Source organism: Occallatibacter riparius (genome assembly GCF_025264625.1).
GTDB lineage: Bacteria > Acidobacteriota > Terriglobia > Terriglobales > Acidobacteriaceae > Telmatobacter > Telmatobacter riparius.
On sequence record NZ_CP093313.1, the window covers coordinates 1,866,833 to 1,885,601 of the forward strand.

At 60.1% G+C, this 18,769-nt stretch carries 14 protein-coding genes; 11 read left to right on the forward strand and 3 right to left on the reverse strand.

The window, feature by feature from the left end; genetic code table 11:
• Positions 1-173: 173 nt before the first annotated feature.
• Both MOP44_RS07415 and MOP44_RS07420 read right to left on the reverse strand, forming a co-directional pair.
• Positions 174-698 (reverse strand): methylated-DNA--[protein]-cysteine S-methyltransferase, encoded by a 525-nt coding sequence (locus MOP44_RS07415; protein WP_260795358.1) that lies wholly within the window; start codon positions 696-698, stop codon positions 174-176.
• A 10-nt stretch (positions 699-708) separates the two neighbouring features.
• Positions 709-2,028 (reverse strand): hypothetical protein, encoded by a 1,320-nt coding sequence (locus MOP44_RS07420; protein WP_260795359.1) that lies wholly within the window; start codon positions 2,026-2,028, stop codon positions 709-711.
• Positions 2,029-2,208: 180 nt separating this feature from the next.
• Here MOP44_RS07420 and MOP44_RS07425 point away from each other — a divergent pair, with 180 nt between their 5' ends.
• From MOP44_RS07425 to MOP44_RS07460, 8 genes are all read left to right on the forward strand, one after another.
• Positions 2,209-2,556 (forward strand): hypothetical protein, encoded by a 348-nt coding sequence (locus tag MOP44_RS07425; RefSeq protein ID WP_260795360.1) that lies wholly within the window; start codon positions 2,209-2,211, stop codon positions 2,554-2,556.
• Between the two features lie 458 nt (positions 2,557-3,014).
• Positions 3,015-6,683, forward strand: coding sequence for a TonB-dependent receptor (locus MOP44_RS07430; protein WP_260795361.1), 3,669 nt, complete (start codon positions 3,015-3,017; stop codon positions 6,681-6,683).
• A gap of 131 nt (positions 6,684-6,814) precedes the next feature.
• A complete protein-coding gene (locus MOP44_RS07435) occupies positions 6,815-7,861 on the forward strand; it encodes a tetratricopeptide repeat protein (protein ID WP_260795362.1) in 1,047 nt (348 codons plus the stop codon).
• Positions 7,862-9,709 carry a tetratricopeptide repeat protein gene (locus MOP44_RS07440; protein WP_260795363.1) on the forward strand — a complete coding sequence of 616 codons (1,848 nt, stop codon included), beginning with the start codon at positions 7,862-7,864 and terminating at the stop codon, positions 9,707-9,709.
• 209 nt (positions 9,710-9,918) lie between these two features.
• Positions 9,919-10,200, forward strand: a complete 282-nt coding sequence (locus MOP44_RS07445; protein ID WP_260795365.1) for a hypothetical protein — start codon at positions 9,919-9,921, stop codon at positions 10,198-10,200.
• A gap of 272 nt (positions 10,201-10,472) precedes the next feature.
• Positions 10,473-12,332 carry a CRTAC1 family protein gene (locus tag MOP44_RS07450; RefSeq protein WP_390905484.1) on the forward strand — a complete coding sequence of 620 codons (1,860 nt, stop codon included), beginning with the start codon at positions 10,473-10,475 and terminating at the stop codon, positions 12,330-12,332.
• A 70-nt stretch (positions 12,333-12,402) separates the two neighbouring features.
• Positions 12,403-12,876 (forward strand): (2Fe-2S)-binding protein, encoded by a 474-nt coding sequence (locus MOP44_RS07455; RefSeq protein ID WP_260795367.1) that lies wholly within the window; start codon positions 12,403-12,405, stop codon positions 12,874-12,876.
• Positions 12,873-14,978: a xanthine dehydrogenase family protein molybdopterin-binding subunit gene (locus tag MOP44_RS07460; protein ID WP_260795368.1), complete on the forward strand. Its 2,106-nt coding sequence runs from the start codon at positions 12,873-12,875 to the stop codon at positions 14,976-14,978. Before MOP44_RS07455 ends, MOP44_RS07460 begins: the two co-directional genes overlap by 4 nt.
• Here MOP44_RS07460 and MOP44_RS07465 read toward each other — a convergent pair.
• A complete protein-coding gene (locus MOP44_RS07465; protein WP_260795369.1) occupies positions 14,975-15,976 on the reverse strand; it encodes an SDR family oxidoreductase in 1,002 nt (333 codons plus the stop codon). The two genes, MOP44_RS07460 and MOP44_RS07465, sit on opposite strands and share 4 nt — an antisense overlap.
• Positions 15,977-16,163: 187 nt before the next feature.
• Here MOP44_RS07465 and MOP44_RS07470 point away from each other — a divergent pair, with 187 nt between their 5' ends.
• The 3 genes from MOP44_RS07470 to kdpF all read left to right on the forward strand — a co-directional run bounded on the left by MOP44_RS07470 (position 16,164) and on the right by kdpF (position 18,761).
• Positions 16,164-17,687 (forward strand): sensor histidine kinase, encoded by a 1,524-nt coding sequence (locus MOP44_RS07470; protein ID WP_260795370.1) that lies wholly within the window; start codon positions 16,164-16,166, stop codon positions 17,685-17,687.
• Complete coding sequence (locus MOP44_RS07475; protein WP_260795371.1) at positions 17,684-18,376, forward strand: response regulator transcription factor; 693 nt, start codon at positions 17,684-17,686, stop codon at positions 18,374-18,376. Before MOP44_RS07470 ends, MOP44_RS07475 begins: the two co-directional genes overlap by 4 nt.
• A 301-nt stretch (positions 18,377-18,677) precedes the next feature.
• Positions 18,678-18,761, forward strand: coding sequence for a K(+)-transporting ATPase subunit F (kdpF, locus tag MOP44_RS28040; protein ID WP_390905485.1), 84 nt, complete (start codon positions 18,678-18,680; stop codon positions 18,759-18,761).
• Positions 18,762-18,769 lie beyond the last annotated feature (8 nt).

Below are 18,769 nucleotides of genomic sequence, written 5' to 3' on the forward strand. Positions count from 1 at the left end.
CTGGAGCGCCGTAAGCGCCTGGCTTCAGAGTGCCTGACTCTCCTCTGCCAACTCCTGCTCGGCGGTTGCCGCTCCGAGCGGCACGCTGCAGCAACGGCCTTTCGGTAACCGCTATAGAAGCTGGTCGCCTGGCTGTGAAATGCCGGTGCAGACTCTGCACCCCGTGGGAAGAATCACAAGCGGAAATGCGTCTCGTGATCGAGCAGCCAGCGCTTGCGGTCCATTCCGCCGCCGTAGCCGGTGAGCGAACCATTGGCGCCGATCACCCGGTGGCACGGAACCACCACCCCGATCGGGTTGGCCCCATTGGCCAGGCCCACCGCCCGCACTGCCTCTGGTCTGCCGATTTGGCGGCTCAGTTCGCCGTAGGAGATGGTGGTGCCGCACGGAATCCGCCGCAGAGTTCGCCATACCATGCGCTGAAAATCGGTGCCGGCCGTCTTTACAGGCAGGTCATCGATGGCATGCAGGTCGCCGTCGAAATAGCGAGCAATGGCAATTGTGGCAGCCAAAGGGCCCGGAACATAGGTGAATTCAACGCGGGCGGGTGCATAGTGGCGCGCCAGGAAAGGCTCGAGCACGCGGTCTTTTTCGGTCCAGAACGTCGCGCGCAGGTTCCCTTCGTTATCGGCGGCGATAAGCATCTCGCCAATAGGCGTGTCGAGCCGGTCCAACTGCAGGGGCAGGATCGTTTGCATGGTCCTGTACTCAAAGACGGGCGCGCTGCAACTTAGTTACATTCTGGAGAACTTTTCCGAGGGATCCCGTTCCGTTCTCCGGGATCGGCAAAGGTATGGCCTGATCGCCCTTGCTGTTCATCACAAGCTCAAAGAGTCTCTCGAAGAGGCCACGATCGCCCTGCAGCTTCTGTCGGCGTTTGCGCAGGAAGGCAAAGCGGAACGGCGACCAGGGCTCGATGTGCCCGAGAAATGCCGGGGTAAAGTACGCATGCGCATCGGCAACCGCGAACAGGATCAGCGACCGCCAACTCATCCGCAGGAGTCCTTTGTGGGTCGGGGAACCGCCGGGGAGCGCATTCATCCGGGCTGCGGCCATCCCGGCGAAGTTCAGCAACTGCTCCACAAGAGAATCGAGGGGCCGGCCATCGCGAATCGCCCGCGTGAACAGCGTGTCCGATCCACGCTCCAGATCCTCCCCGGCGTCCTGCAAGTCGTCGCCGAGCTGGAGCATGACGCCCCACAGGAAAGCGAACTCGCTCTGGGCCGCGTCGAGGGAGCCGCGTACCAGGCAGGCGTCGGCCAACACGGAGGTCCCGCCCTTCGCGCAGCTGATGCGCAGGAGTTCCCCCTCGTGCATAGCTCCGCAGTGCTCCAACTGCTTGAGGCTCTCCTCCTGCGCGGCATGGATCGCCAGCAGCGCATCGAAGACCTCCGGATGGCTCGAGCGGGGGAACTCGTCCTCGATCATGCGGATCATGGACACGATCTCAGTCTTCAGCGGCTCTCCTGGGGGCAACGCTCCCCGCAGACGTGCGCGGAAACACTCGCTGAAACGCACCTTGTCCCGGTGGGTGACGTTCTCGCGGTCGAGGTAGTTGTCGCTATAGGGATAGAGGAGGCTGTAAGCCAGGATTGCGGGGGTCAGCCGCAGGGGAGCGCCGAACATCGGCTGCATGCCGCAAGCGGTCCAGGCATTGCGAGCAGCCTGGGTGATGTCAGCCTGGCTCAGCGATGGATCGAACCGGTGCGCCCAGCGCGCCAGTTGCATGCCGATGGGCAGGAAGCCGTGGTTGAGCAGATCGATGGAGGCTGGACCCAGATCCAAAGCCTCGGCCGCAAACCGGCCGAAGCAGTTGGTCAGCCGGGTCTCGGCATCCGGTGTGCGCCGGCGGCAGGTACGCCGTACCTCATCGAGCGCCCGGTCGTAGGCCTTCTCTCTCACCTTCTGCTCGCGGGGGGAGTATCGGGGCCCCGAACCCGCCCACGGATCCGCTGCCCGCCGCCACTCATCCATGGCGAGAGCTGTCGCTCGCTCCACCCAGCCCGTGCTGGCCACCCGATCGGTCACAGTCCAAGGTACGGACGCGGGCCGAACGCGGTTCCGAAGCCGACGCTTACTTAATCACATACGAATGTGACAAGAGAAGGCGGGAGCCAAAGGCGGAGGAGAATCAGATCTTCGGCGCTGTTTGGATGGCCTTGCCGGGGGTAGAATTGTCCAGCGGTTAGGGCCAGGAGGTGTGCCTCGGTGCTGGAACTGGGGAAGGCGGCGTGCTTTTTCTTCTGCATCGCATCCCTGTACGAGGCGGCGATCCACGCCTTCTTTGTGCCCGGAACGCGGTGGGAACAGCGGCTTGTGCTGGCGACCTTGCGGCTGGCTTGGGCTGCGTATGTGTGCTTCATGAGCGGGCTGCTGTTCAAGTTACCGCTGCGCAGCAATCCCGACCGCGATCAGCGACTTACCTCAACCTTGCCGGTACGGCTCTTCTTCTGGTCCTCAGCCTGCATCGTGGTGCTGTTTGCGGCTTCCTGGTATCTTGCTGACCTTGGGCAGGAGGCGGCCCCGTTCATCTCCAGCCGGTACCATCCGCAGTGAGTCTGGGGACTGAACGTCGGGCCTGCGGCCATTTCGCATGAAAACGTCTCCAGAAGGGCAGCGTCGGACTGCTCTTCGGAGGGGTGTCACCAGGCGTTCACAGCGAGTAAATCGCTTTAGACAAATCACTCCATTCTGAGCGGGAAATCTGGCTGCAAACTCTAGGAAAGATTGGCGGTAGCGCATGTAACCGTTTTCAAAAATGAGGCCTGTTATCATCTGATTTCACTAGCAATTTGCTCGTTGACATGCCCTTCAGACATTGCTATTGTTTCGCTTTGCTTCGGGAATAGTAATTTTGGCCTCAGTCTACGCTTAACTGAGAGGCGCTTCGCCCGATTTTGCGCAAACCCGCCAATCACGGTGGGGTAGCCTTTGCACCACGGCAGGGAGACCACCCGGCCGGCAGAACCACACAAGTTCACACAAATAAAACGTAAGAAGCTTCAGGAGACCGCATGAACAAGATGATTCGCACAGCCCTTGCGCTGGCGCTATTTGCCTGCGCGAGTCTTGTGCTACTTGCACCTGCAAGAGCACAGTCGGTCTACGGATCGATCTTCGGCACAGTGACGGATAAGAGCGGCGCGGCGATACCTAATGCCACCGTTTCAGTCACAAGCGAGACGAAGAACACGGTTGTAACCGTGACCTCGAACGCATCCGGAGACTACAGCGTAGCCCACCTTATCCCCGACGTATACGACCTAAAGGTTGAGGCGCAGGGTTTCAAGACCTTCCAGGCGAAGAGCATTCAGGTGCTCGCCGACACGTCGCCCCGCATCGACCCCACGATGGACGTGGGTGGCGCTTCTGAGACCGTTCAGGTAAACGCCGACCAGGAACCGATTCTCAAGACCGACCGTGCCGACGTGGCCACGGTTTTCGATCAGCACGAAGTCGCGAACCTTCCGGTCGGCGACCAGAACTTCACGAATCTGCAGCTACTCGTTCCCGGCGCGCAGAAGCTGGGCTGGTCCCATGCCGCTTCGGAGAATCCGCAGGCATCGCAGCAGATCATGGTGAACGGCCAGGCCTTTGCAGGTACGGCGTTCGAGCTGGATGGAACTGACAATCAGGATCCGATTCTCGGAATCATCGTCATCAATCCGACCATGGACGCGGTGACGGAGACCAAGATCACTACGCAGAACTTCGACGCCGAATTGGGCAAGGCAGTTTCCGCGGTTGTGACCGCGCAGACGAAGTCGGGCACCAACAGTTTCCACGGCAGCGTATACGACTTCAGGACTTCGAACGCCAATCTGGCGCGCGATCCTTTTACGCAGCCTCCGGACTATATCAACAAGGCCCAGGGTGTGCCGCTATCGATTCCTCCAGGCCTGAAGAACCGCTTCGGTGCTTCCATCGGCGGTCCGATCGTGAAGAACAGGCTGTTCTTCTTCGGCAACTACGAAGGCCAGCGGCAGAAGGTGGGAACCGCCCAGACTGATACGCTTCCCACGAACCTGCTCACCGAGACCGCGCTCGGCAATATGGTTGGCCCGAGCGGAATTCCTGGTGCTGATTTCAGCGAATATGCTGCACAGCTGGGAGACAAGGGCATCATCTATCAGCAGTTCGGCTTCGACAAAAACGGCAAGCCAATCTCCAAGCCATACCAGGGCAACGTCATTCCGCGTGCGCAGCTCTCCCAGGAAGCGCTGAACTTCCTGAAATATCTGGAGCCATACACGAAGGGCGTCAACTATCAGCCGGGCGCTGGGAACGTGGGCAACCTCGATAAGAATTACAGCGGTTCGGGAACCGGCACTCTCAATAGCGATCAGTGGACGGTACGCGGCGATTACACCATCAACGACAAGATGCATGCGTTCGGACGGTTCTCACGCTTTACCGACACGCTCATCGGGAAGGTAATGTTCGGCACGGCGGGCGGCCCTGGCTTCGGCCTCGGAGGCTACGGCGGCACCTCGCAGGGCTCGAACGACAGCCTCGCATCCGGCATGGATATCGCCCTGAACCAGTCGTTGTTGACCGACTGGCGCTTTGGCTACTACCGCTACAACATCAAGACCCACAAGCCGGACCAGACGGCGGAATTCGCCAACACGATTGGTTGGGTTGGAATGAACACCGGCGACTACTACACGGGCGGCTCGCCGGCCATCAACTTCGATACCATCCCCAACGGCACCACGCAGCCCATTTTTGGCGACGGTTTGAATGTGAACCGTTGCAACTGCCCGCTGACAGAAAACGAGCACCAGTACCAGTTCGTCAACAACTGGACGAAGATTTTTGGCAACCACACGGCCAAGATCGGCGCTGATCTCCGCTTTGCGAACAATCTGCGCGTACCGTCGGATAACAACCGCACGGGCATCGTGAACTTCAACGCGGGACAGACCTCGAATCCTAACAATGCTGATCTGAAGAAGGCTCAGGGCGGCCTCGGTTTCGCCAGCTTCCTGCTGGGGCAGGTAGGCGGCTTCCAGCGTTACTACTCGGCATCGACCAACGCACAGGAGCACCAGAACCGGCTGTTCTTCTATGGCCAGGACACCTGGCGCCTTACGCATTCTCTGACGCTCAATTACGGACTGCGCTGGGAGCTGTACTTCCCTGAGACCGTGAACGGCAAGGGCCTCGGCTCATTGCTTAACCTGAACGATGGCTATCTGCACGTTGCCGGCTACGGAAACGTCGGAAAAGACATGGGCTGGGCGATCGAGAAGAAGAACATGTTCGCTCCCCGCGTCGGATTGAACTGGCAGATGAACGATCGGAGCGTGATTCGCGCCGGATACGGCCGCAGCTTCGACATCGGCATCTTTGGTTCGATCTTCGGCCACGCCGCAACGCAGAACCTTCCGGTGCTGACTAACCAGAACCAGAATGCTCCCTCGACCACCGAGCAGGCCTTTAACCTCGCCAAAGGCCCGGATGCCCCGACTACGCCAGCAGTTCCGTCGAGCGGCCTGCTGCCCAACCCGGGCGCGAAGGTCAACTCACGCGCACGTCCTGACCCGCTTCGGTTCCCGATGATCGACGCCTGGAACCTGGCTTACCAGCGTTCCATCACGCCGACGCTATCGGTGACCCTTGCCTACGTTGGAAACAAGGGAACCTACACACTCGGTGACGGCAGCGGCAACACGATCAATCCGAACGAAGCTGCTATCGTTCTTCCCGCTTCGCTCGGGAAGAACGGCCAGTCCCTTCACTGGGATCCCAGCGGCACGTCTGGCGCTGGCGCCACGGGCAACAACAACGAGCTGCGCCGCTACTACTGGTCGTCGCTTCCCGCCTGCCGCGATGCAAACTACGAGCAGCCAGATCCTACCCTCGGCCCTGGCGCCTGCGGGTGGACGAACGACATCACGTACTACAGCGACAACCTGAATACCAACTTCAACGCCGCACAGGTCACCCTGCAGCAAAACGCATGGCATGGGCTGAACTACACGGCAAACTACCAGTGGGCGAGCGCGTTTGCTGACAGCACGCAGTATGCGAGCTGGGATCGTCATGCCGCGCACGGCCGCGACAGCAATGTGCGCCGGCAGCAGTTGACCTGGTTCGGCACCTACGACCTGCCGTTTGGCAAGGGCAAGATGTTCGCATCCGGTGTCAACACCATGGCGGATGCGTTCATTGGTGGCTGGCAACTGGCGGGAACTGTCAATGTGGCGGGCGGTTTACCGTTCTCCTTGAGTTACGGCGAATCGAACAACAACATTCCCGGCAGCGCTCCGAACTATCCTAGTTACACGAGCGGCGCCAGGATGAAAACCTCCCTAACGGGCGCCCAGGCTGGCACCAACGGCAAAATTACCCGGACGTACTATACTGCCCAAACCAACAACGTTACTACCGATCCAGGCACGGGTGTCTTCAAAGATCCTGGACTGGATCGCATCGGCGACGTGAAGAAGAACACCTACTTCGGACCGGGCTTCTGGAGCTCCGACCTGGCGCTCGCCAAGACGGTCACTTTCCACGAGAGCATTGCAGCGAAGTTCCGCTTCGATGCTTACAACGCCTTTAACCACATCAGCCCCGGAAACCCGGGCGGCAGCATCGAGTCTGTCGGTTCGATTAACGGCGGCGCTCCAGGCTACTCGCCTCGTCAGCTCGAATTCTCGCTTCGTGTCCTGTTCTAAACCGCGAAGGAGCCGCAACCACAACGAAGGGGGAGCTACGGCTCCCCCTTTTCTATTGCGCAAGAACCTGCGCTGGCATGCGGCGCGGAACTACACTAGCAATAAGGCCACATCGAATGCACTCCGTAGTCATGAAGCAGCTAGTATTCGTCGCACTGGTATTGTTTGCAGCACGCTTGCCTCTGGTGGCGCAGTCTCCGGAACCGGGCATTTCGGTGGGGGACACTACCGCACAGCGTTGGACCTTTGAAGACGCGCAGGCGCTGGCCGGAAAAGGCCGGCTGGATCAGGCAATGAACATCCTGAACCAACTTGCAGCGCAGACGCCCGAGTCGGCTGGGGTAGAACGGCTGCGCGGAATGATCTTTTACCAGAGAGACCTGTTGCCACAGGCATCAGATGCTTTCTCGAAAGCCATCTCGCAGGATGCGAACGATCGCCAATCCACTGAGATGCAGGGCGTGACCCTCTTCAGGCTTGGGAAGCCGCAGGATGCGATTCCGTATTTGGAGAAGGCGCACGCATCGGTGCAGACCGCCAACGTCGACCCGCAGTACGTGCTGGGACTTGCTTATTCCGATGTTGGTCGCTATGACGACGCGCGACACGCCTTTGCCGTGCAGTACGGGTTTCAACCGGATTCGGCGGAGGCCTACCTGCTGGCCGCCAGATTATTCCTTCGCCGCGAGCTGAAGGAACAGGCTGCAACGCAGGCGCAGAAGGCGCTGGAGGTCAATCCGAAGCTACCGCTGGCGCACCAGCTTTTAGGGGAGGCTGCGCTGGCGCGCGGAGATCAGGAAAACGCGATTAAGGAATTGGAAGCGGAGCGCGCGATCAATCCGCTGAACGGCGAACTGTATGACCGTCTGGGCGACGCCTATCTTCGCAGCGGACAATATGAGAACGCGCAACAGGCGCTCAATCGAGCCGTGCTGCTGACGCCCACGTCAACGGGTCCGTACATTCTTTTGGGCGAGACGTTTCTCAAGCTGAAGGATCCGATCCAGGCCCTGCGCTATCTTACGCGGGCCGTGAAGATGGATCCATCCAATTACATCACCCACAATCTGCTGGGCCAGGCGTACAAGGCTACAGGACAAATTGCAGAGGCGAACCGGGAGTTCAAGACAGTCGTTGAGTTGCAGCATCGCGACGATCCGAAGCCGGCGGGGAAGTAAATGAGAGCTCTCTCCCGGATAGGCCGAGTCTTTGTGTTCGCGGTGGCAGCAATAGGGGTGGTGCTGACGTGGGCCCAATCCAGCAAGCCGGATGCCGAGGCCCTGCGCAAGGCTGATGCAGCGTTCCGCGCGGGCTATGCGGCTTCGCAGCAGGGGCACTACGAAGAGGCTCGCGCGCAGTTTGCCCAGGCGGTGAAGCTGGCGCCACAGATCGCCGAGGGGCACGAGGCGCTGGGTGTCGCCCTCATAGGTCTCAATCGGCCTGCGGAGGCAGTGCCAGAGCTCGAGAAGGCAGCGCATCTGAAGCCAGATGACGGCTCGATTGAAGGAAATCTTGGCATCGCGCTGTGGCGATCAAGCGACGGCTCCAAGGCGGTTCCGCATTTCGAGGCAGCGCTGCGTAAAGGGCCAACTCCGCAGGATCCCGCGTTTTTTGACGCCTACGCCCGTGCGTTGGCTGACGTGGGCAGGCGCGAGGAGGCACTGAAGCAGTTTGCAGCGGAAGAGCAGATCACCGGGCTACACGCGGAGATCGATGATGCAATTGGCACGGTGCAGGCACAGATGCAGCATTGGGACGAGGCGCGTGCTGCCTTCGAGCGAGCTCTGCAGGAGGACAGCGGTTACACGCAGGCGCGTATCCATCTCGCCGCTGTCTACAGGCAGCAGCATGACCCGAGTGCAGCAATCGCCGCGTTGGAGCCGACAGCCAAGGCGGACCCGCCGAACCCGGCGGCGCTGGCGGAATATGGGCGTGCGCTGGCCGATGGCGGCCAGGATGAGCCGGCTGCCGAGGCGTTCACCAAGGCTGTGCAATTGCAGCCAAATCTCGCCGGCGTAGCAGGCGATCTCGCTATGGCATTGCAACGTCTGGGACGTCAGCAGGAGGCGATTCCGTGGTTTGAGAAAGCGATTGCGGCTGAGCCGAAGAACGCTTCTCTTCTGTCGAATCTGGGACTCGCGATGACCATGACGGGCAAGGCGCAGGAGGCTTTGGCATATCTGGAACGAGCGCATGCCGCCGATCCGAAGGACGCCACCATCGTGAAGGACCAGGGCGTCGCGCATCTCCAGCTTGCGGCGTTCGATGAAGCAATCAAGGATTACACCGAGGCGCTGGCGCTGGATCCGAACGATCCGCAACTTCATTACGACCTTGGCCTGGCTTACAAGCTCAAGGACCGCATGGATGAGGCGGTGGTAGAGCTGAAGAAAGCGGGCGAGATGGATCCGCAGCTTGAGGATCCACCGTATACGCTCGGCATTCTCTACATGCAGTTAGGCAGGCTGGATGAGGCCGTTACGGAGCTGCGCAAGGCGGTCACGCTGCGTCCGGACAACGGGGGCGCGTGGGCCTTGCTGGGCAGCACGCTGAAGCAGGCCGAGCGGCTGCCCGAGGCGAAGGAAGCACTGGAGAAGGCGATCGAGCTGCAGCCTGGACAGCCAGGGTCGATGGTGAACATGGCAGGGGTTCTGGCGGAGATGGCGTCGAAGCTCGGCCCGGAAGCGGAAGCTGCACAGTCGGCCGGGGATGAGGCCAAGGCCGCACAACTGCGGGGGCAGGCGAAAGAGATGCGTGCGCAGGCCGCCGACTGGCGCAAACGTGGCGCGGCATTGAGCCAGGCGGCTGTGAATAGGCAGCGGGCGAGCTTCCTGCTGAACGCAGGAAACCAATTGCTGCTGAAGGGGCAGATTGCCGATGCGATCGGGCGCTATCAGGAATCGATTGCGGCGGATGGAACGTTTGCTGAACCGCACAGCCAGCTCGCCGTTGCCTATGAGCGGCAGGGGCGCGCAGCGGAGGCCGCGGCGGAACGGACCAAAGCTGCTGAGCTCGCACGTAAGTAGCTTTGCCGTTTGGCGAGGATGCGTAGAAATCCCCTGTTCACGAGGTCGTAGATTACTCCGGGCCGTGTTGGGTTCATCAAGCAGAGGCATCAGCCCGCACCGAAACAAGAGACTTAAACAGTGAGTTCTGTCTGCGTGCGCCTAGCCACCCAGGTTGCACGAGCGGCATCCCATCCCGGAGCGATCGAAATCGCTCAAGGAGAGGAATCATGGCGGATTTGCGCGTAGCGAGGGGAGATTCGAACGAAGACCAACTAACGGCCAGCATTGAGAAGGTGACCTCGAAAGCTCCTTCAACTTTGTACCTGGCGCTGGCGCTGGGCTCCATAGCAGCATCAATGGGCTTCATGGCAGCGGGGCGCAAGCACGAGAGCCTGTTCGTGGGGCAATGGGCGGCACCGTTCCTGCTGTTGGGGATCTACAACAAGATGGTGAAGCAGCACGGGTCCGATGCATCGCGGGAAGACACGCACTACTCGGCTGTGGCGTAAGAATAACGGAGCCTGCGCGGCCCGCGTTCGACGAGCGGGCCGTGTTATTCGAGGTAGACCAGCGGGAGACGCGCGGATCCATGGGCACGGTGAGCTCGATGCGATCGCAACTTTACAAGTCCGCTAGACCTGCGCGATCGAGCGAGCGGCGGGGACGCTAGAGCAATCGCCGTAAAGGTGTCCAGACCCATGACAGGTTGCCGCGTCATACGGGTATAGTCGGAAGTGACTCTCGTATGAATCCGGTCCTGACATTTCATTCTATGAAGGCAATGCTTCGGCGCAGCTCGGCGGCCCTGGGGCTGAGTTGCGTGATTACAGCCGGCACTGCAACGGCTCAGCAGAGTTCACAGCCGATGACCTCAGCCTCGCCGCAGAGCGGGCAATATGATGCGCAGCACCGGCCGATTACGGCGGGCGGGACTGTAAAATCGGGCCCCATTGTCTTTGAAAACTTCGCAGCGCAGGCGGGGCTGACGAGCTGGCGGAACGTGACGGGCGGGCCGGAAAAGAAGCTGATCATTGAGGCGAAAGGGTCGGGCGTATGCCTGATCGACTTCGACCGCGACGGCTGGCTCGATATCTACCTCGTGAATGGGTCGACTTTCGAAGCGCAGGCGGGGAAGGCTCCGGCGCCCCATGCAGCGTTGTTCCGCAATAACCACAATGGCACGTTCACAGATGTGACCGAGAAAGCCCACGTGACCAATGAGCGCTGGGGCCTGGGCTGCGCGGTGGGCGATTACGACAACGACGGCTGGGCTGATCTCTACGTGACAAACCTGGGAGCGAACCGGCTCTTCCGCAACAATCACGACGCCACGTTCACCGAAGTAGCCGAGAAGGCGGGCGTCGATCTCAAGGGCGACTCGGCCGACGTGGTGGCGGATCATACCGGCGCGACCTTCGGCGATTTTGATGGTGACGGCAAGCTTGATCTGTTCGTGTCTGGGTATGTGATGTACGACTTCAAGAATCCGCCGGTGACCGGATCGAAGAGCGTGAAGTCGACGACATGCCAATATCGCGCGGTGAACGTGATGTGTGGACCGCGCGGGCTGGAGGGGGCCGAGGATCATCTGTTCCACAACAACGGCGATGGCACATTCACAGACGTAAGCAAGAAGGCGGGAGTCAACGATCCGAACCGCTTCTACGGACTGGGTGCAGTGTTTGTGGATGTGAACGGCGACGGAAAACTGGACTTGGCGGTGGCGGATGACTCGACGCCGAATTACCTCTACATCAACAAGGGCGATGGGACGTTTGAGGACGCGAGTTACACGAGTGGGTTCGCCGTGAATGAGGCTGGGCGCGAAGTGAGCAACATGGGGTTGGCCGTGGGCGACTACGAGAACAACGGACACCTCGATATTGTGAGCACCACGTTCTCTGACGATTACTCTGTGGTCTTTCACAACGATGGCGCAGGCAGTTTCGAGGACGTGAGTTATCGCGTGGGAGTGGCGCAACCGACGATCCCCTTTGTTGAGTTTGGCGATGGATTTCTGGACTACGACAACGATGGTTGGAAGGACCTCTTGTTTGCGAACGGGCATGTGTACCCGAGCGTGGATAACGAGCCGGGATGGGGCATGAGCTACGCACAGCGTCCGCTGCTGTTCCACAACGATGGTAAAGGGAAGTTCGAAGTGGTTCCCGCGGTGGAAGGATCGGGGCTGGCTGTAACAGCCGTGCAACGCGGTGCGGCATTCGGCGATCTGTTCAATGACGGCAAGATCGACGTGGTGATCAACGCACTGGATGGTCCGCCGCTGCTGCTGCGCAACGTAGATATGGACCGCCATCACTGGATCGACTTGCAGCTTGTGGGCGGGGCCGATGCGAAGGCACACGGCGCGAGCCCGCGGGATGCGGTGGGCGCGACTGTATACGTGACGGCGAACGGAATGCGCCAGCGCGGGGACGTGATCAGCGGTGCGAGTTATCTGTCATCGAACGATATGCGGCTGCACTTCGGGCTGGGCGATGCGACCAAAGTGGATAAGGTCGAGATTCACTGGCCGAGCGGCGCGGAGGAGACGGTGAAGCTCGCCGGGGTGGATCGGATTTACACCATCGAAGAGGGTAAGGGCGTGACGGGCGAGTTATGCCGGGCATGCGCCAAGTAGCGGTCGAGACCTTGGCAGCGCTATGATGAAGCCCGAACCGAGTGCCGTTTGAAGCGCACGGGAGCGGGCCATGGGTGAAACGAAATTAAGCGTGAACGGCAAGAGCCTCCGCGTGAATGCGCCCGCGGAGGAGAGTCTTCTTTCAGTCCTGCGCAACCGCCTGGACTTGACCGGAACGAAATACGGCTGCGGCGAAGGCCAATGCGGCGCGTGCACCGTGCTGATGAATGGGCGTGCGACGCGCTCGTGTCTGACGCCGGTGAGCGCAGCCGTCGGTGCGAAGATCGTCACGATTGAAGGTCTGGAGCAGGACGGGAAGCTCTCACCAGTGCAGGAGGCGTTTGTCGAAGAGGGCGCATTCCAGTGCGGCTACTGCACGGCGGGCATGATCATGTCGGCCACCTCCCTGCTGAACGAGACGCACGATCCAAGCGAAGAGCAGATTGTAGCGGGCATGGATGGCAATGTGTGTCGATGCGGAACTTATCCGCGCATTGTGCAAGCGGTGAGGCTGGCGTCGCGGCTGGCGGGAGGCCGCTCATGAGCACTATCTCCGCGAGGATCGATCGGCGTGGTTTCCTCAAAGGATTGAGCGCGGGGCTGCTGGTGGCTTTGTGTGCGGATGCGACGTGGACACAGGAGTCGGGGCGAGGCTTCGGCGGCCATGAACTGCCGAATGATATCAGCGCATGGATTCACATCGCCGCGGATGGGCGCGTGACGGTGTTTACAGGCAAGGTCGAGGTCGGGCAGAACATCCGTACATCGCTGGCGCAGCTTGTTGCCGAAGAGCTGCGCTTGCCGTTCGACCGGATCACGATGATTATGGGGGACACCGATCTGGTTCCGTGGGACATGGGCACGTTCGGCAGCCGCAGCACGCCAACCATGGGACCGCAATTGCGGACCATGGCCGCGGCGACGCGGCAGATGCTTCTGGAGCAGGCGGCGAGCGTATGGAAGATCGATGCAGCTTCGCTCACGGCGACGGATGGGAAGATCAGTGACGGAAAGCGATCTATTGGCTACGGTGAGCTGACGCGCGGCAAGAAGCTGGTAAAGGTCGTGTCGGCTCAGGAGGCGTTGACGCCCGCGACAGATTGGAAGATCGCGGGAACTCCGGTGCGCAAGGTTGGCGGGCGCGATTTTGTGACGGGGAAGCACAAGTTCCCTTCTGATATTTCGCGGCCCGGGGTGCTGCACGGAGCGCTTCTACGGCCTGGCGGGTTCAACGCGACGCTCGTTTCAATGGACAGCAGTGCTGCTGAAGCCATGCCCGGTGTGAAGGTGCTGCGGGATGGCGATTTTATTGGGGTGGTAGCTGCAGATGATTTCGCGGCGAAGCGTGCGGTCGCGTCGATTCACGCAAAGTGGAATGTTCCATCGCAGCAGGGGAACGAGGGTCTTTTCGAGTACCTGAAGAACACTCCCGACCCGGAGGAGAGAAGCGGCCCAGGGCACAAGACTGGCTCTGTTGAGCAAGCGATGAGCGCGGCGGAAGTCAAGCTCGACGATCCCTATACAGTGCAGTACATCGCACATGCGCCGCTCGAGCCGCGCGCTGCAGTAGCGGAGTGGGAGAACGGGAAGCTGACGGTGTGGACAGGAACGCAGCGACCGTTCGGAGTGCAGGAAGAGCTGATGCAGTATTTCAAGCTGCCGGCAGAGCAGGTGCGTGTTATCCAGCCGGACATGGGCAGCGGATACGGCGGGAAGCATTCGGGAGAAGCGGCGCTGGAGGCGGCACGTCTTGCGAAAGCTGCCGGCAAGCCGGTGAAGTTGGTGTGGACGCGGGAGGAGGAATTCACGTGGGCGTATCTTCGTCCGGCGGGGCTCATTGAGATCAGGGCGGGAGCACGGCGCGATGGGACACTTGTTGCGTGGGAGCACCACAACTACAACTCGGGACCATCGGCGATCGAGACTCCCTACGAGGTGCCGAACCAGTTGATTCAGTATCATCCTGCTAAGTCGCCGCTGCGGCAGGGTTCGTATCGTGCGCTGGCCGCGACGGCGAATAACTTCGCGCGCGAGTCGCACATGGACGCGATGGCGCACGCCGTCGGCATGGATTCGCTGGAGTTTCGACTTAAGAATCTGAAAAACGAGCGGCTGCGCGCGGTTCTGCAAGCGGCGGCTGAGAAGTTCGGCTGGAAGGACGCAAAGTCTACGGCGGAGCGCGGATTCGGGATCGCGTGCGGTACGGACAAAGGCGGCTATATTTCTTCGTGTGCCGAAGTGGAGATCGATTCGAGCAAGACGATTCATGTGCGGCGCGTGGTGACAGCGTGGGAATCGGGGGCGGCCGTGAACCCAGATGGCTTGCGCAACCAGCAGATGGGCGCAATCGTGCAGGCGCTGGGTGGTGCGTTGTTCGAGCACATTGTGTTTGGCGATGGAAAGATTCGCAATCCGCTGTTTTCGCAATATCGGTTGCCGCGGTTCAGCGATACGCCAAAGATCGATATTGTGCTGCTCGATCGCAAAGATCTTCCGTCAGCGGGTGCGGGTGAGATCGGGCTTATTGCGCTGGCGCCGTCAGTTGGCAATGCGATCTTCGCAGCTACGGGCATACGCGTGCGCAATATGCCGCTGGCGCCGGGCGTCAAAGTACCGGGCATTGCGGAGTCACCGTTCCGCAGCTAAATTGCTCGCCTTTTGAGCAGTGCCCAAGCTGCGGCCGCGATGCCGATGCTCAACGCGGTGCCTAGGAGCCCGGAGTGTTCTTCGGCCCATGCTTCAGCGCTCCAGGTTTTTGCCCGCTCGTTGAAGGCACCATGCGCGCCGTGATCGCCGGGTAAAGGATCGTAGAGATTGTCGGGCTTATGGGGATCGGCGGCTCCGTCGTATTGCTGCGATTCATAGCCTTGCTTCGCCAGATAGTGATCCGCATAGGAAGGCACGAGCTTGTTTCCGAAGACAGCCTTCACGACGGACCACGCGCCGTACCACTCGCGACGCTGAGGATGATGGGCAGCGTGATAGATGAGCCGCGCCGCGACTTCGGGCTGATAGATGGGCGGAACGGGCTGCGCCTTGCGAGGAAGACGGCTGCGCACCCATCCGAATTGCGGTGTGTTCAGCGCCGGCATCTGAACCATCGTCGTTTGGACATTGCTGCCGTCGTGGAGCAGCTCGGTGCGGAGAGCGGCAAAGAAGCCAAGGATGGCGTGCTTTGAGGCGCAATAGGCCGCCTGCAGAGGGATGCTGCGGTATGCGAGTGCTGAGCCTACATGGACGATCGTGCCGCGATCGCGCGGCAGCATGTATTTCAGCGCGGCTAGCGATCCATACACGTAGCCGAGATAGGTCACTTCCGTTACTCGCTTGAACTCCTCCGGCGTCATTTCTCGGATGGGAGAGAATACCGATGCCATCGCGTTGTTCACCCAGATGTCAATGGGGCCGAGCTCGCGCTCGACGCGATCGGCTGCTGCCTGCAGCTGCTGGGCATCTGCAACGTCGGCCTGCAGCACAAGAGCTCTTCCGCCGAATGCTTCAACCTCCCGCGCTGCGGCTTCTAAGCCATCGCGTCCACGCGCGATAAGCCCCACGTGTGCTCCGTGCCGCGCGAACTCGCGAACGGCGGCGCGTCCTACTCCGGCGGAGGCTCCTGTGATGACGACTACCTCATGTTTTCTCACGTCATGCTCCCAGCCACGTTGGATGCGTCCTGTGAAGCACTGGGTGGGTGACCACGTTTATGTGCCGTTTAGGCGATTGCGAGTACCATGTCAATCAGCGATTCCGGTAATTGGATGAAACTGTCCCACCGCTGGAGAAGCCGGATCGCCAGGCTAGACCGCTATGACTGCTGTACGCTCCGTCAACATGCCTGAAAGTGCGCTCCGCGACGCTGTTGACACAAAGCAGATTCCGGAGCCGCCGAGGATCTCTCGCGCGGCACGGCAATCATTTCATTTGATTCTTCGCTCAGCAGTAGGCCTTGGTGTTGTCCTGGCGACGACGTTTATCTTCTCGCGGGTGGTGCCGCTGAATGCAACCACCGCAGGATTCTGCTTTCTGGTCTCCATTCTTCTGATTGCCACAAAGGGCGGACTGGTTGAAGCTACTGTCGCCTCAGTCGCGGCGATGCTCTGTTTCAACTTCTTCTTTCTGCCACCGGTCGGCACATTCACCATCGCCGATCCACAGAACTGGATTGCGCTGTTCGCGTTTCTGGCGACGTCGCTCACTGCGAGCCAATTATCGGCGCGGGCGAAGATGCGTACGCTGGAGTCGGAAGAGAGAAGGAATGAGATTGAGAGGCTCTACTCTCTCAGCCGGGCTCTGCTGCTGATCGACACGTCACTGCCGATAGCGAATCAGATTGTCCACCAGATATTCACCACCTGTGGATTCTTCGGAATCGCTCTTTATACCCGCTCCAGTGGAGAGATCTATTGCGTAGGGCTGGAGCAGGCAGAAGTGGAAGACAAGCTCCGCGAGTCCGCGGTGCGTTCCGCGGTGCTGAAGGGAGAGTCGTCTAATCTGGTTGTCACTCCGATTCGCCTCGGCGGAGAACCGATTGGCAGCATCGCGCTGAGCGGCGGGGAATTTTCTGACGCCGCTTTGCAGTCGCTGGTGAATCTGGTGGCCATTGGACTAGAGCGCGCCAACGCCCAAAAAGCCGTGACCCAGGCGGAGGTGGCGCGACAGGGTGAGGAACTCAAATCGACGATGCTGGACGCACTGGCGCACGAGTTCAAGACGCCGCTGACATCGATCAAGGCGGTCACCAGCGATCTGCTATCGGATTCACCGAACGTGCTTCAGCCGCATCAGCACGAACTAATTGAGATTGTGGACGAGTCTGCAGACAGGCTGTCGAAACTGGTGTCGGATGCCATTCAACTGGCGCGGATCGAAGGGGGAACATTTCGCCTCAACCTGGGCACGCATTTTCCACGATCACTGGTGAATGCCGCGCTGCGCCAGATGAAATCGCTAACTGAGGCACGCGAAATTCGCGTGGATGTTCCGGAAGAACTGCCGCCAGTGCGCGTGGATGCGGAGCTTATCCAAGTGGTGCTCACGCATTTACTCGACAACTCGCTCAAGTACTCTCCGTCTGGAAGCCCGATCCGGATCGGAGGGCATCTACAGGATGGCAAGGTCATCCTCTTCCTCGCCGACAAAGGTAAAGGTATTCGTGAAGAGGAGCGTGAAAGAGTCTTTGAGAAGTTCTATCGCGGCAAGAGTGAACGTCACCTGCAGGGGACCGGAATGGGACTTCCTATTGCGCGCGAGATACTGCGCGCGCATGGCGAAGACATTACGTTGACCAGCGGTCCGGAGCAGGGGACGGAGTTTTCATTCGGTCTTCCTGTAGCGCCGGGAGGATCCGCGGAATGAGTGCAAGGATTCTAGTCATCGATGACGATCCGCAGATTCGGCGCGTAATGCGTTCGACGCTCACCGCACACGGATACCAGGTGAACGATGCGCGCACAGGTGAAGAGGGGCTGGAAGAGCTCCGCAACAGCAACTACGATCTGGTGCTGCTCGACATGAACATGCCAGGAATGGGCGGCATGGAGACATGCCGGATGATCAGGTCGAGCTCCGAGATCGCCATCGTTATGCTCACGGTGAACAACGCAGAGCGGCAGAAGGTAGAAGCGCTCGACGCCGGGGCAGATGATTATGTGACCAAGCCGTTCAGCACGCCGGAACTGCTGGCGCGGATCCGCGCGACTCTTCGCCGATTACCGCAGGCGCCAGGCCAGGCGAATCTCCAGCCGCTTGTTGCAGAAGGCGTAAACCTGGATTTGTCGTCGCGCGAAGTGACCGTGCGCGGACAAACATCGCGCCTCACCGCGAGGGAGTTCGAACTGCTGTCCTATCTTCTGGCCAGGCCGAACAAAACGCTTGCGCATCGCGAGTTGCTGCAGGCTGTTTGGGGACCGGACTATGGTGATGAGCTCGAGTATCTGCGAGTGTTCATCAACCGGCTGCGAAAGAAGCTTGAGCCTGATCCATCGAAACCGCGCTTTCTGGTCACCGACGCCTGGGCAGGGTACCGGTTCCATCTTCCTCAATAGCTGCCATTCCAAGCACATAAACGAATGAAGAATGCTCCATCTCTGCTTGACGCGGAGGCGCGATGCTGCGTGCCTGCGAGCTGCTCGGCAGCGGCGAGTTTAGCCCGCTGTTACGGACCGTTTATGTGCCGTTTAGCTGCTCGCACCTACGATACGCAATGACAGCAGGCATGCACGAGCATGCTCTGTGATGCAGCCAGAGGTGATCATGCTGGATCTGTTCTACGTCGCGATCGTAATCGCGTTCTTTGTCTTGCTCTGGGGCTTTACCAAAGCCGCAGACCGGCTTTAGGAGAAATCGATGGAATACGCCATTGCGGGGATCATCACGGTTTTTCTGTTTGCTTACCTGGTGTACGCGCTTCTGCGGCCCGAGAAATTCTGAGGTCTTGT

Bases quoted from the DNA above. Each gene is read 5' to 3' on its own strand.
- MOP44_RS07435 (WP_260795362.1), top strand. From the start codon at position 6,815: ATGAAGCAGCTAGTATTCGTCGCACTGGTATTGTTTGCAGCACGCTTG.
- MOP44_RS07415 (WP_260795358.1), bottom strand. From the start codon at position 698: ATGCAAACGATCCTGCCCCTGCAGTTGGACCGGCTCGACACGCCTATT.
- kdpF (WP_390905485.1), top strand. From the start codon at position 18,678: ATGGAATACGCCATTGCGGGGATCATCACGGTTTTTCTGTTTGCTTAC.
- MOP44_RS07455 (WP_260795367.1), top strand. From the start codon at position 12,403: ATGGGTGAAACGAAATTAAGCGTGAACGGCAAGAGCCTCCGCGTGAAT.
- MOP44_RS07475 (WP_260795371.1), top strand. From the start codon at position 17,684: ATGAGTGCAAGGATTCTAGTCATCGATGACGATCCGCAGATTCGGCGC.
- MOP44_RS07450 (WP_390905484.1), top strand. From the start codon at position 10,473: ATGCTTCGGCGCAGCTCGGCGGCCCTGGGGCTGAGTTGCGTGATTACA.
- MOP44_RS07460 (WP_260795368.1), top strand. From the start codon at position 12,873: ATGAGCACTATCTCCGCGAGGATCGATCGGCGTGGTTTCCTCAAAGGA.
- MOP44_RS07470 (WP_260795370.1), top strand. From the start codon at position 16,164: ATGCCTGAAAGTGCGCTCCGCGACGCTGTTGACACAAAGCAGATTCCG.
- MOP44_RS07430 (WP_260795361.1), top strand. From the start codon at position 3,015: ATGAACAAGATGATTCGCACAGCCCTTGCGCTGGCGCTATTTGCCTGC.
- MOP44_RS07440 (WP_260795363.1), top strand. From the start codon at position 7,862: ATGAGAGCTCTCTCCCGGATAGGCCGAGTCTTTGTGTTCGCGGTGGCA.
- MOP44_RS07445 (WP_260795365.1), top strand. From the start codon at position 9,919: ATGGCGGATTTGCGCGTAGCGAGGGGAGATTCGAACGAAGACCAACTA.